The organism is Moorena sp. SIO3I6 (assembly GCF_010672095.1).
This window is the reverse complement of the sequence record NZ_JAAHHU010000005.1, coordinates 78,234-92,291: the sequence shown is the minus strand read 5'-3', so window position 1 is coordinate 92,291 and position 14,058 is coordinate 78,234. Positions and strand designations below refer to the sequence as shown.

The window sequence follows — 14,058 nt, the reverse complement described above, 5'->3', positions numbered from 1 at the left end:
CTGGTTCCGCCTTGGAGTGTTACAGAGCGTTACCGCGAGGCAGTACTTCCTCAGGGAACTCAAAGTTTTGGTGAGGTTGGTCTGCCGGAGCCATCCAAGCCCGCAGACCCTCGTTCAGCAAAATGTTTTTAGTGTAGAACGTCTCAAACTCTGGGTCTTCTGCTGCCCGGATTTCCTGGGACACGAAGTCATAGGCTCGCAGGTTTAATGCTAAACCTACAATTCCCACTGCACTCATCCACAAGCCAGTTACTGGCACAAACAACATGAAGAAGTGTAACCAGCGCTTGTTGGAGAAGGCAATCCCGAAGATTTGAGACCAGAAGCGGTTAGCGGTGACCATTGAGTAGGTCTCTTCCGCTTGGGTCGGGTTGAACGCCCGGAAGGTGTTTGCTTTGTCCCCATCCTGGAACAGGGTATTTTCCACCGTTGCCCCATGAATGGCACACAGCAGAGCACCACCTAGTACCCCGGCTACGCCCATCATATGGAAGGGATTCAGTGTCCAGTTGTGGAAGCCTTGCAGGAACAGGATGAAACGGAAGATACCCGCTACTCCGAAGCTGGGAGCAAAGAACCAGCTCGACTGTCCCAACGGGTACATCAGGAACACGCTGACAAATACTGCAATCGGCGCACTGAATGCGATCGCGTTGTAGGGTCTGATGCCTACTAGACGCGCAATTTCAAATTGCCGCAGCATGAACCCAATTAGACCAAACGCTCCGTGGAATGCCACAAAGCTCCACAACCCTCCTAGTTGGAACCAGCGGGTCAAGTCTCCTTGAGCTTCTGGTCCCCACAATAGCAGCAGGGAGTGTCCCAGACTGTTGGGAGGAGATGATACTGCTACGGTCAGGAAGTTGCAGCCTTCTAGGTAGGAAGATGCTAAACCATGGGTGTACCAAGAAGTCACAAAGGTGGTACCAGTCAACCAGCCGCCCAAAGCCATGTAGGCACAGGGGAACAATAGAATGCCGGACCAGCCGACGAATACAAAGCGATCGCGCTTGAGCCAGTCATCGAGGATGTCAAACCATCCTCTGGTGCTGGGGGCGCGTCCTACTGCTACTGTCATAGCAAGGATCTCCAGATATATATAAGTACGGTAAGGCGATTTACTTTCTTTATTAAAGGCAGTCTAAGTAAAGAAAAGTAAACTTCGTCTAATATAACTATCATAATATGTCATAATTCTTAATTTTGCTACCCCCTAAAAAAAAATTAGGTAATAACTGTACCCAAGATACCGCTCTTACGCCGGTTTGGGCTGGGGTCTAAGATAAGAAGAAGTACATTAATAGAACGCGCTACAGCTTGATACTCCATGTTCACCATTGACTTGATTCTAAGGAATACACCCATGCCACTGTCTGTGCAACGTAAGTCAGAAGAAGAGGCGCAAGCGACCTACCAGGAAATTTTGACAGCCATGCGCTCTGGGCATCCTCAGTTGTTAGAACTCAGCTGCGATCACCAGCCAGAGAAGAAAATTGGCGTTCTCAGCGATCAGATTAGTGCAGCAATTATTTCTCAAAAATCTGGAGCCACAGGCTCAGGACGTACTCCCGGCTTCTTTGCCATGGCTGAATAAATTCATGGAGCAAGATATATTAATGAATCAACCAGCAATTCAAGTAACAGAGGTTGGCTTCAACTGGCCTAAAGGGGGGACAGTTTTGCAATCTTGCTCCCTGGAAGTCCCTAAGGGGGAATTTTGGATGCTCTTGGGAACCAATGGCAGTGGTAAATCAACCTTACTTAGATTACTGGCTGGTTTATTGTCCCCCCAATCCGGTGACATTTACCTAGCCGGTTCACCAGGTTTTGTTTTCCAGAATCCTGATCATCAGCTAGTCATGCCTACCGTAGGTGCCGATGTAGCCTTTGGACTGGTAGCCGAAAAGCTCGACCTAGCTCAAGTTCAAGCCCGGGTAAAAGAAGCTCTAGCTGCGGTGAATTTACTAGAGCTAGAGCGACGCCCGATCTATGCCCTCAGCGGTGGTCAGAAGCAGCGAATTGCGATCGCTGGTGCGATCGCAAGACAGTGCCAGATTTTATTGTTAGATGAACCCACTGCCCTACTCGATCCAGATACCCAAATGGATTTAGTGTCACAAGTGCGAAATTTAGTCAAAAGTCGAGGATTGACAGCTATTTGGGTTACCCACCGTTTGGATGAGCTGGATTATTGTGATGGAGCATTTTTGTTAGACCAGGGTCGAGTCATTGACCAAGGTCAACCGGAACGCCTGAAGCAAAGACTGGTAAGTCATAATCACTGATTCTCGGGAAGTTTCCAGAAAGTCGTAGGGTTTGTAATCGGCTAACTGTTAACTGCTAAGCGTTAATTATAATACTTAAAGTTGTGACTATAAGATTTTATATGTTAATAGTTAAATGTTGAGTGTCATTTTTGCTCAATCCTTTTGCCTTTTGCTCAAGTGCAATTTATACTAAAATAAAGAAATGTTAAAATTAGCGCTAATATTTAGTCCATACGGACGGTAAACAGTATAATACCATGAAAAATGTCCTGTTCTTCACCGCTGGCTATTTTACTAGTTGATGGCTATAACGTCATTGGCTCTTGGTCTTTCCTGAAAAATACCCGTGATCGTGATGGTCTCATGAGTTCTCGCCAAGAGTTAATTGAGACCCTAGCCAATTACAGTGCCTTTGTCGGCTATGACACTGAGATTGTCTTTGATGCTCACTCACTCAATACCCCTAACAGTCGTGAGGTGATAACTAATCACTTATCGGTTTACTACACCGATTTCGGGGAGACAGCAGACACTTACATCGAAAAATTTTGCGCCTCCTATAGAACCAATCTTGTTAAACCCACTAAACGTCTGATCGTCGCTACCTCAGATCGGGCAGAGCAATTGACGGTTGTGGGGTATGGTGCTCAATGCATGTCTTCCCAGCAGTTGCTCAGCGATGTTGAATTCACAGCTCGTCGAACCCGCCGCAAATACCGACCACAGAAATCCTCTAGTGGTCGTTTTTTAGTCAATTCCTTGGATGCCAAGGCTCAGCAGCGCCTAGAACAGTTACGAAATAGTATCAAGTAACGGGAGTGGAAAAAATTTTCCTGATCAAACACTTGACACAAACCAAAATATCCGCTACACTTATAAAAGTGAAATCAATAAGCCCCCATCGTCTAGAGGCCTAGGACACCTCCCTTTCACGGAGGCGACAGGGATTCGAATTCCCTTGGGGGTATCTAAAGAAGCGAAAAATACAAGAGTAAGCACTCAGCTATCAGCTATCAGCTATCAGCTTTTTAATAAAAGAGGTAAGCATTGGTTTAATCTGAGTTAAGTCTGCTGACGGCTGACGGCTGACCGCTGACCACTGACGGCTGACGGCTGACGGCTGACGGCTGACGGCTGACGGCTGAATGCTTACATACAAGAGTTAAAGGTAGGCGATTTGCAATCAGATTGCCTACCTTTGGGCTAACCTATCCAGTCTTTCTCTAATGGCTAAGTTAATCAGAGAACGCAGCAAAATCAAAAACCAGAATCCGGAAAAGGCAAAGGCGGCTATCGCCCATCCACTATGAGGACCTGAGAGGAAAATAGTACCAGCTACCAGGGTAAATCCAGTTAAACAAGCATAAATTAGGCTTTTTAGAGCAAGGGTGATCTGCTTGAGAGTGCGATCGCTTTCTACAGAACGCACGTGTAATTGTAACTCTCCCAGCTCGAGCCGCTCTTCTAGGCGTCGAATTAGTAGTTCGGTAGCGCTAGGCTTATGTAAGTTATATTTCAGAAAATCCCTAGCTTGTTTGGCTAGTTGCCCCACTATATTCCCCCGCCCTTGGAAAACAGCCAGGCTTTTAACAAAAGGCTCAGTAGCAGCTAACAAATTATACTGGGGATCTAGGCCACGAGCGATCCCATCAAGAGTTGTTAGTGACTTTAAAATAAACGTCAGTTGTGCTGGTAGGCGAAAAGGTTGCTGCTCAAACATTAAGTAAAGTTCGCTACTGATTTCCTCAAAAGCTTGTAATTCTATGGGCTTTTCGGTAAATTTTTCCAGTAGAAAAGCAACTAATCGCTTGACTGGCTTAAGATCTGACATGGGTTCAATTAACCCCATGTAAGTTAAACTATTAACGACCTGATCAGTGTCCTTACGGAGTACAGCAAAAAAAGTCTGGAGCATTTGGTCTTTAGTCATGGACTTGACCTCCAGCATTGTGCCAAAGTCATAAAAAATCAGACTGCCCTCCGGAGAGACTGCCATATTTCCAGGATGGGGGTCAGACTGAAAAAAGCCATCTTGTAATAACTGCTTGAGGTAGCAACAAATTCCCAGCTGAATAATTTCTTGAGGATTTATGCCGAGGGATTCCAGGGTCTGACGGTCATCAATTTTAATCCCCGGCATATACTCGATAGTCAAAACTTTTTTAGTTGTATATCGCCAGTAGACTTTCGGGACACTAATGCGAGGAGAATTGCTGAAATTGTGACGAAAACTCTCAGCATTCTTCCCTTCATGGATGTAGTCAATTTCTTGATAGAGCAGGTTAAAAAACTCATGGATTATGGAATCCAAATCATATTTTTTGGTTCCCGGAACAAATCGATTGACAAAACGAATCAATCGATGGATAATCTCAAAATCTAAGTTAAATAGCTTTTCTAAGCCAGGACGCTGAACCTTAACGACTACATCTTCCCCAGTGTGCAATCGGGCTTTATGAACTTGTCCCAAACTGGCAGCGGCTAGAGGAAAATGCTCAAAATCCCGATACAAACTATGAATGTCGTGACCAAGTTCTGATTCAATTAGACTTATAGCATCGGTTACACTAAATTCTGGGATCCGATCTTGTAATTGCGCCAAGGCATTCACATATTCTAAGCTAAGTAAATCAGGGCGTGTGGATAGTGCCTGCCCAATCTTGATGAATGTTGGACCTAAGTCTAAGAGCTTTCTAACTAACCACTGGGCTCGACGATTTCTTTGCTTGGGGGAATTATTAGCCGATACCTTGTCCCACCATAAATAAACCATAAACTGCGCTGCCGCAGTAAAAATATCGATCTGGCGAGCCAGGGGGGAATAGTTAGGTTGTTGCCAACGTGGTGGCTTGGGCGCATCAGTTGTGAGCATACTCAGCTATTCATAGTTACTCCTATCCAATCCGGGAGTATCAATCAGATCATATCCGCTTTAATACCTATTCTTCCCAGTTAGTCTTCCAAGCTATTAGTCATTAGTCATTAGTTTTGCCTTCTTACTTACTAATGACTAAGTTTTACCAAAAATCTTGGGTTTAAAGCCTCGTCCTTCTAGGACGACTTTTCTGGAATAATCGTCAAAGCCGATGTATAATTAAGATAGGTACAGGCTGAAAAACCGTTGGCTCAGCCGGGAGAGAGACCCGTAACTGATTCGGCGTAGCCGACGCTGCGCGAACGACCACAAAGAAGTAATGCCTAGAGGGTAGGGAAAGTCCTCTTTAAAAACCCAACCGTCAATTAACCGTTGGCGTGTGAACCTAGAAGAATCACTTTTGAGATTAAACAAGGTACGGTGGGGCACACCGGAACCTGAGGAAAAGGAAGGCAAACGGACTTTTAAGGCACTTCCAGCAAGTACTCGAACGCCTAAGGAGAACTGCCCTCTAGGTCTGTCGTGAATTAACTGGGAATTTGGTGTTTTCACGGATTTTTGGTTGAGTATTGTCCTGTTTTTGGCGGCGTCAAAGATTGGAACTCGGCGGTTTACGGCGGCTCGTTGATCTAGGAATCCTCGTGCCTTTCGGCAAAGCCGACGCTACGCGAACAGGCCGGGGAGTGTCAAATAAAAGATTGAACCTGGGGCAGAGTAATTGTGAAAGATACCCGAGACGTGCGAGGAGTGTCAGACGGGCCAGTGGAGACATCTACTGTCCCATTGAGATGCTGCACTAAGCATTTTACTAGCGCTAGACCCAAACCAGTACCCTGAACTGCCCTTTGGGTCATCCCCTGACCGCGATGGAATTTATCAAAAATATGTTTGAGGTCTTCTGGAGAGATCCCTTGACCAATATTGCTCAAACTCATTACAATTTGCTTCACCGATTGCTGGATTTGCTCAGTTACCTCAATCACCACTGTAGTATTTGGGTGAGAATACTTACCAGCATTGGTTAAAAGTTCCAGCAAGATACGGTTAAGGCTTTCAGCGTCGGTGTTGATAAACAGCGATGGTAGTGAACTATTGATTGTTAAGGTTAAGCCTTTCTCCGCCCATTTGTACTCAAAGGATTTAGCCAAGTGCTTAATCATCGGCATCAGGTCAATTCTTTGCAAGTGCAGTTGGGACTGGTCAGATTCCAGCTGCTGTAGACTCAACAGGTCGTTAATTAGCTCAATTTCTTGATTACACTGTTGCTCAAGGATTTCTAGATATTTGGCACGACGCTCAAGATCAAGTTTGGGTTGACGCAACATCCGAATCGCTAGACTCATTGCAGTCAAAGGTGTCCGCAACTCATGATTCATGCTACTGAGAAATTCGTCTTTGAGGCGATTTAATTCTTTTAGCTGACCCATTTGCTGGCGAGTTCTTTCGTATAACTCTGCCTGAACTTTCAGACTATGTTGTAACTGAGCCGTGCGTTCTTCAACAAGGGATTGTACTTGCTGGAGAGTCTGATTTTGGATAATAGTGCTACTAACTTGTGTACTGACCCACTTGACCAAGTTAATTTCATTCTCTAGCCAAGGGCGAGGTTGAGTATTTTGCAAGACCAAGAACCCCAAAACCTTAACGGATAGCAAACCATGATTATCTGCCCCAACCAGAGGACAGATTAGTAACCCTGGCTTTAGGTTCTGATCTAGGAGTGAGATGCTCTGGTGGTTAGCTTTACCAATCGGGTGATCTGGTCTATCGGTAATGACTATCGGTTCAGGGGCTTGCTTAAGAGCCTGTTGGTACCAAGAACACTCAGAAACTGGGAAGGATTTATTTAACAGTGCGTCCCCTGTTGAAAATAGATCAGTAGTAGAGGTTTCCTTTAACCATTCACAAACCACTGTCAGATCATGTTTTGGTGAATGCTTTGCTGGTAGACTGCAACACAGAGGATTCGTTTCATCTAACAGTAGCAGTAATGCCCGTGACACCTGAAGTGCTTCAGCAACAGCCGTGGTAGCTATCTGGAAAATCTCCAGGAGATTGAGAGAGCTATGCATCACTTGACTCAATTGGTTGAGCAGAGTTTGGTCTCGAGTAGCCGCCTTCACTTGGTGGGTTAGCTGAACTTGAGAAATTGCTACTGATACCCATTGGGATACAAAAATTAACTGTTCTTGCTCTGTCTTTGTCCATTGGTAAGGCTGGGCTTTTCCTAAAACAATTACCCCGTTGACTACAGACTGAAACTTTGTGGAGGTCTTCAGTATTGCCCTGGCAGATAGCACTTCTTCACCCAAATCTAAGTTAGACCAAGCATCGGATTTTTGCCAATCTGAAATTGCCAGTACTGAGTCACTGCCTAAGTCATCCTCTGTGGTTAAGAGTTCCAGCAGTTGCACTGGATTTTTGTAGTATCGGTGTTCTGGGTCAAGGTGTTGATCAGCACGCCACCAGGCTAGTTGGGGCGTAGTGCTAGGGTTAGCCAGCGCCCCAATTAAACAGCTATCCACCTGAAAACTCTCTCCTATAGCCTGGGCGAGCATCGCCAACAGAGTTTGCGTTTCTGAGGTATTTAGTATCGTCTTAGCAATTTGTTGCCCGATCTGAGCTAACTCTGTCGGGTAAGCCATGAGTGAACCTTGATGCTCCTGGCTAAAGGTTGGTTCAAATGTACCTGAGAGACGGGAGTTGATGGAATTTACTCTTGGGGCAAAAATCGCGCTTTCTGCATCCATTATGCTTGTTGCACAACTTGTGAATACTGGTCTTGACTAGAGCAACTGTTAAAACAAGAACAACTGTTAAAACAGTAATCTCGCTAGGATTAGTGTTCCCGGCATCAGAGTGCTTTTGATCAAGAGATTGGAGTTTTTTACGACAACCGACCGACACACCCGTTCAATTCCGAACTCTGGTTAGAGGAGAAGCTGTGGGTCGGTGGCACAACTAAATCATGTAATCGTCACAGTTGAGTTAAACTCGCTCCCGGTGCGCTTATAGTCGTCGAATTAAATTCGCCACGGGTCGCACCGCGATCTCAAAATGGTTACTGCTCGAGATTCGTTGACCCAATTAATTCTGATCGGTAGACTGGGTGAGGGCTTGTTGGAGTTTCGAGCTAAGGCACAGAGCGTAAAAATCCCAAAAGGCGCGCGCCTCCTAGGCCGGGTTCCCCGGCCTAGGGTCGCGCCTCTGAGTTGGGTAAACTACTAGTACCTGGAAACCCAGGAGAGAATTGAGAAACTCCAGATATCTCTCCAAGGTGCGCTTTCCTAGGCCGCGAGCAATCCCTCGCGGCCTAGGGTCGCACCTCTGGGATTGAAATCGATTAACTTTGAACACCTTAAACACCTTGAGCACCTTTTTATAGCGTTTTTTTAACAAAACTGATTGAAAACTTGGATTCAACACCACTAGGAGCGCTTCTTTCTAGCTTGTTTTTGAGCTTCCTCACTGTTTTTTCGATAAAGTATAACCCGATAACGAGCTATTTGGTAGCGTTGGTCATCAGGTTTTACCGTCTCCATTAGATTTGATGCCCGTTCCCACTTAGCTGCCACATCTAACCATTGAGCTGAGGTTTCGACACTTTGACCTGCTGCGGCTGCTTCTTGAGCTAGGCGCATTGCTTCAGTAAAGGGATCCGGTGGTTGACTAGAAGATCCCGATGAATAAGAATTGGCTGGGTCTGTTGCCGAATGGTCGGCTTGAGTTGGGTAATGGGATTTGATTTCCCTCCCAAACCAATCATTCAGTAACCAACCTACTAGGATCAGGAGTAAACCCAAACCTAACCCAATCACAACACCCTGCCGCAATCGACCTTTTTTACGTAGTTGACCGTAAGAAGCTGGCGGTAAGACCAGTTGCTGAATCGGTAGTTTTTTTTGGCCGATTTGACGAGAAAATCCTGGTGTTAGAGCCAGTTGCTGGCTTGGTAGGTTTTGGCGATTGTTGAGGGTTTGAGCCAGTTGCTTGAAGAAATTTGGCCTAGTAAGGGTTATGTCTTCGTACCACAACAGCTGATTGTCTGGGTCACGGCTAATTTCTTCTAACCAGAGTAATTGTTCCTCTCGCACGATGCGGCTGTTGATCCTGACACGACGAATGTTACGCGGTGAAATTTCTTCCAGAATTTCCTGGATTTGACTGACTAGAATCGATTGTTCCAGCTGTTCTGGTTTTGCTGCTTCACACAAAACTTGCAATACACCATCAGCCAGAATGGCTCTAGTTCTCACCCCAAAATCGGCTAATCGTTCATTGAGTGTTTGAATAATTGCCACCACGCTACCCTGGTGGGCTTGTCTAGCAATATCTTCCATGGTACCAGACATTTTTTTAAGCTATGACATTGGATTAGTGTGTTTGACTTTACTTAATATAGTTTTTCCCTTTAGAGTATCAGGATATGCTATTAGTAGACATCTCCAAAAATTAACCTCAAACCCTTGTAATGCCTGGGTCAAAACCGATTTTATGCAGATGTCTAGTGCATGTATTGTTCATTTTTCTTCCCCCGTGGAGACCGCCGCTAAAACCCAGGTTGCTCTATTAATTATCAGAATCATGAGGTACACAGTTTTTTTTATTCCCCCAGTCCCGGAAAACCATAATCCATAAACTCTTATTAAACCGACTCCCAGGGCTTGCGCTTACAGTCGTCGAATTTAATTCGCCACGGGTCGCACCGCTCCCGACGACTCCCAGGGCTTGCGCTTATAGTCGTCGAATTAAATTCGCCACGGGTCGCACCGCTCCCGACTCCCCAGTAATTTGTACCTCACCAAATTGATAAATGATATATATCGATCACATCCAGTAGCGCCAATGGCCCGCACGGCGGGAACAGGTCAAGGGCACTGCTGTCTAAGGTTGTAGGGAAACCTACTATGAGAGTAAGTAACTTTTTGGTAATGTCTGTCAAATCTCATGCACGTGCTTGTCAGACCATTATCTCCTTACTGGCGAAATCACAAACACTACATATAGCGTATAGGTCAAGAGGTCAGTAATTGGGATTTGACTAGCTAAATAGTTGGTTTGCTCCTACGATACCTTGAATGCGTCGAATCTATATCTGGGGTATGTGCTCTAGTTCTGTACAAGTACAGGACTAGAGGCAACAGCGGCTCAAACTCGAAGCCCTCAACCCCAAATCTTTGATTGGTTTGTGGGTAATTCAAATGGTCAGCATTGACTAGTGCCTGAAAAGATGAAAAAATAAAGGCTGTGAGCAGGAGGTTTCTAGATGCTGTTAAAGTCCACCACTCGTCACGTCCGAATCTATACAGCAGAGGTAAAAAATAACGAACTAGTCGGGAGCGATAATGTCTTAACCTTAGACATTGACCCCGATAACGAATTCAATTGGAATGAAGACGCTCTACAGCAGGTTTACCGGAAGTTCGATGAGTTGGTTGAATCCTACAGCGGATTTGATTTGACCGAATACAACCTCCGTCGTATCGGTTCTGACCTAGAACACCTTGTGCGATCGCTTTTGCAAAATGGACAAATTAGCTACAATACGGAAAGCCGAGTGATTAATTACAGTATGGGATTGCCCCAAGTAGAACCTGAGAATTAGGCAGTAGGAGATGGGCTGACAAGCTACTTTCAAACCAAGTCACGACGGGAGCGAATAACTCAAGCGCCTGTCTGCCTTCATCCCCCGCCACACTGTAGCTGGTTTACTTGAGGTTCTCATGCTTTTAATCAATCCCTTGCTTAGTGCAAAGAAGTAAGTCGTGGTAGCTTAAAAGACTAATCTTGTCTACAGAAAAAAAATTCAATCCTTGGAGTTATAAGCCTTGGTGGTGCCAACCCTGGTCAATCCTATTGACCGGAGGGGGCATCATCTTAAGTATCTGGGTAGTTTTCAAAACCCTCTGGATCACGCTACTCGCTGCTATGCCAATTATGCTTTGGTGGACGTACTTTTTGCTGATCTGGCCTGAGTTAATCAAGAGTAGTGTGATGAGTGAGGGGACGGCATCAATATTGCGCAATGATTAATACATAAAATTAATACATAAAACGTAATCCTGACCTTCCCCATAGACCCTAGGGTAACCATTGCTGCGAACGAATGTTTCAGCGCAACTCATTCATGATAGAAGTAAATCATTAACCAGCCCGTAAGTCAAGCGCTACAATCTTTAATCAATGGGCTGATTTTGGCACTTCCTTTGTGGGCACATAATTCCTTCAAAGAAAGCTGTGCTAATGTTAACCCGGTTCCATCAGGCTATCTTTAGCAGCAAAGAGTTTCATGGACAATCCGGCGGCAACGCTCCACTGCCCAAACCATCAATGTCAGGCTCCCAATCCCCAGACCAACAAGTTCTGCCAAAAATGTCGCACGCCGCTGCTCAGACGATACTTGTGGGCTATTGGGTCAGGCATAAAAGCCGCTCAACCGGGAGAAGTTATTGCTAAGCGCTACCTCCTGATTCATTCTCGTGTTCTTTTAGATACTCAACCAGCGGTACCGCCAGAGACCCCACTAGAGATTCCTCAAACCATAACCCCATACTTGAGACTGGTTTCCTATGGATTACACCTGCCTCAAGTGTATGGTCTGCTAACACCTCAGCCAAGGTATAATAAAGAGATTTGGTTACTCGAAGGAGTACCAATTCAGGCAACAGGGAACATTAATACTCTTGGACAACTGTCACCAGAACTCACTAGCGTCTGGAAAGATGCCTCACCAGTACGCCAACTCAACTGGCTGCAGCAATGGGCTTCACTGTGGCAACCGTTGAGCCGAGAAGGGGTAGCGTCTAGCTTACTGAAATCAAACCTGGTGCGGGTGGAAGGAGCCTTGCTAAGGTTGTTGGAATTGCAGCCTGATCAAACGCCAGCACCAACCTTAAAACAGCTGGGTCAGCTCTGGTCACAACTGCTTGAGGGGGCTTCCCCTGTTATTAGTGAGTTTTGCCAACAACTCTGTTCCCAGCTTACAAAAGGACAGATACAGACATCAGAGCAGCTGTTAGCATTACTGGCGAAAGGGTTGTTTGAATGCCGGTCATGGCAATCGAGAACCTATAAGACTCTCACTCGTACCGATACCGGTCCGGGTCGTAGCCACAATGAAGACGCTTGCTACCCTCCTAGTGGTAAGCTAATTAGCTCTTCAAGAGGTAAGGAAGCTTTGGCAATGGTTTGCGATGGCATTGGTGGACAAGCAGGTGGTGAAATTGCCTCCCAACTGGCGATTGACACTCTCCGACAACAGCTCAAACAACTTCCAGCTAAACTGAAGGTGTGGAACCCAACCACTCTAACCCTGGAATTGGAAAAAGCTGTCTGTGCTGCCAATGACTCCATTAGCCAACGCAATGATCATGAGAACCGATTTGATCGGCAGCGTATGGGAACAACCTTGGTCATGGCTAGAACCCATGCCCATGAAATATACATTACCCATGTCGGGGATAGCAGAATCTATTGGGTGAGTCGCCATGGTTGTCACCAAGTTACTCTAGATGATGATTTAGCGTCTCGAGAGGTGCGGCTTGGATATACCCTTTACCGACATGCTCTACAACAACCAACATCTGGTGCCCTAGTGCAGGCTTTAGGCATGGGTTCATCAACCACACTGCACCCGACTGTACAGCGCTTGGTGTTGGATGAAGATTGTGTGTTTCTGCTGTGTTCTGATGGTCTTAGTGACAATGACCGAGTCGAGCAGTACTGGCAAACAGAAATCCTGCCCATTCTCGACGGTCAAATTGATTTGAAGAAAGCAGCAGAACGCATCATTGAGCTTGCTAATACCAAAAACGGACACGACAATGTTACGGTGGCGTTGATTTACTGTCAAGTCACACCAAGCCAGCCTTCCTTGCCCATCCAACTATCACCGCCACAGCTAGAATCCCTTCCCACTCTCGAGACCAACAATACTGTAATGTTCGTTAAGAGTGATCAGCAACCCGCTTCTACTGATGAACAAAAAACAGCGTTGCTCACACTTAACCTCATGGAAGATGGGGATGCCTCTGGTGACCAAAATCCTACTTATTCAGCTTCAACCTCTCCTGAGAAGACTGGGAGACTGTTGTTGGGCATATTCGTGCTTTTGGTGTTAGGGGGGGTAGTCGTTTATCTGTTGAGTCCAGTGTTGAGTCCAAAGGCGAGTGGACAGATAAATCGCTTCCTGAGTGGGGTTTTGAGTCTCGGTAAAGAGCAAGAAATAACCGGTTCTAAAACCCCTACACAGAGTCCAGAAACTAAACCTCTCCCACCACAAACCCCTGACTCCGGGACCCCTCCTAAGCCAGCTGCCTTAATTAAAAACCAAGATATTATTAGAACAGTGGGTCAAACTGTACAACTTTTGGTTAATCCTGAACAGCAATCAATCCTTGGCAGAGTTCCTGCTGGTAGCGTTTTGCAGGTTATTGCCAGAAAAAGGTATCCTCAGGAAGAGACTTGGTGGATTAAATTAAGAGTTTGCTCACCCGGAACCAACAAAACTGATATTCCATCGGATATTCCATCGGATCAAATGCCTAGCTCCCCCAAAGTTGGCTCATCCTCAGTACCATTAAACTCTAAGCAGACTAAACCCTCTGCTACCTTGGTGTCACAGGGACAGGAAGGGTGGATAAGAGAAAAGGAGATTTTACCTATGATGGATCGTAATTTGACACCAACCCCAAAACACGCCACTCAATGTCAGACAAAGACGCCTCCGTCTAGTACCCCTAAACCTCCTGAATCTCCCTAAGTCTTGAGAAATTAGTTATTAGCTTATCGCTTTTAATTTTTAGATCACCATTGATTCTGACTAACCACTCAACTCCTCAACTAAGAACTGGAAACTAATGATGTCCTACTAATGACCAATTCCTCATTATTGATAGCGCCAATACCACCTAAGAC

12 protein-coding genes and 1 tRNA gene are annotated in these 14,058 nt (G+C 45.7%); 7 read left to right on the top strand and 6 right to left on the bottom strand.

Annotation, left to right across the window (positions count from 1 at the left end; all coding sequences use genetic code 11):
- Positions 1–19 precede the first annotated feature (19 nt).
- Complete coding sequence (gene psbD / locus F6K49_RS04275) at positions 20–1,078, bottom strand: photosystem II D2 protein (photosystem q(a) protein) (protein ID WP_008183309.1); 1,059 nt, start codon at positions 1,076–1,078, stop codon at positions 20–22.
- 249 nt (positions 1,079–1,327) lie between these two features.
- Between psbD and F6K49_RS04270 the strand changes: the two genes are divergently transcribed.
- From F6K49_RS04270 to F6K49_RS04255, 4 genes are all read left to right on the top strand, one after another.
- Complete coding sequence (locus tag F6K49_RS04270) at positions 1,328–1,594, top strand: hypothetical protein (protein ID WP_075896983.1); 267 nt, start codon at positions 1,328–1,330, stop codon at positions 1,592–1,594.
- 22 nt (positions 1,595–1,616) lie between these two features.
- On the top strand, positions 1,617–2,285 hold the full coding sequence (locus F6K49_RS04265; RefSeq protein ID WP_293036379.1) for an energy-coupling factor ABC transporter ATP-binding protein: 669 nt from the start codon (positions 1,617–1,619) through the stop codon (positions 2,283–2,285).
- A gap of 246 nt (positions 2,286–2,531) precedes the next feature.
- Positions 2,532–3,080: an NYN domain-containing protein gene (locus F6K49_RS04260; RefSeq protein WP_293019505.1), complete on the top strand. Its 549-nt coding sequence runs from the start codon at positions 2,532–2,534 to the stop codon at positions 3,078–3,080.
- Between the two features lie 81 nt (positions 3,081–3,161).
- Positions 3,162–3,234 (top strand) — tRNA-Glu (locus tag F6K49_RS04255).
- Positions 3,235–3,273: 39 nt separating this feature from the next.
- On the opposite strand, the gene F6K49_RS04250 is transcribed toward F6K49_RS04255, so the two are convergent.
- The 5 genes from F6K49_RS04250 to F6K49_RS04230 form a co-directional block, all read right to left on the bottom strand.
- Positions 3,274–3,426 (bottom strand): hypothetical protein, encoded by a 153-nt coding sequence (locus F6K49_RS04250; protein WP_293094559.1) that lies wholly within the window; start codon positions 3,424–3,426, stop codon positions 3,274–3,276.
- Positions 3,427–3,459: 33 nt separating this feature from the next.
- The gene (locus F6K49_RS04245; protein WP_293094556.1) at positions 3,460–5,139 is read right to left on the bottom strand and encodes an AarF/ABC1/UbiB kinase family protein; all 1,680 of its coding nucleotides are present in this window, start codon (positions 5,137–5,139) and stop codon (positions 3,460–3,462) included.
- Between the two features lie 222 nt (positions 5,140–5,361).
- Positions 5,362–5,694 carry a hypothetical protein gene (locus F6K49_RS04240; protein ID WP_143727476.1) on the bottom strand — a complete coding sequence of 111 codons (333 nt, stop codon included), beginning with the start codon at positions 5,692–5,694 and terminating at the stop codon, positions 5,362–5,364.
- Between the two features lie 134 nt (positions 5,695–5,828).
- Positions 5,829–7,892: a GAF domain-containing sensor histidine kinase gene (locus tag F6K49_RS04235; protein ID WP_293094553.1), complete on the bottom strand. Its 2,064-nt coding sequence runs from the start codon at positions 7,890–7,892 to the stop codon at positions 5,829–5,831.
- 678 nt (positions 7,893–8,570) lie between these two features.
- Positions 8,571–9,494, bottom strand: a complete 924-nt coding sequence (locus F6K49_RS04230; protein WP_293019497.1) for a hypothetical protein — start codon at positions 9,492–9,494, stop codon at positions 8,571–8,573.
- 914 nt (positions 9,495–10,408) lie between these two features.
- Between F6K49_RS04230 and F6K49_RS04225 the strand changes: the two genes are divergently transcribed.
- The 3 genes from F6K49_RS04225 (at position 10,409) to F6K49_RS04215 (ending at position 13,903) form a co-directional block, all read left to right on the top strand.
- Complete coding sequence (locus F6K49_RS04225; protein ID WP_071102827.1) at positions 10,409–10,747, top strand: NAD(P)H-quinone oxidoreductase subunit M; 339 nt, start codon at positions 10,409–10,411, stop codon at positions 10,745–10,747.
- Between the two features lie 182 nt (positions 10,748–10,929).
- Positions 10,930–11,175, top strand: a complete 246-nt coding sequence (locus tag F6K49_RS04220) for a DUF6737 family protein (RefSeq protein WP_293019493.1) — start codon at positions 10,930–10,932, stop codon at positions 11,173–11,175.
- A 256-nt stretch (positions 11,176–11,431) separates the two neighbouring features.
- Positions 11,432–13,903, top strand: a complete 2,472-nt coding sequence (locus tag F6K49_RS04215; protein WP_293094550.1) for a protein phosphatase 2C domain-containing protein — start codon at positions 11,432–11,434, stop codon at positions 13,901–13,903.
- Positions 13,904–14,058: the final 155 nt, after the last annotated feature.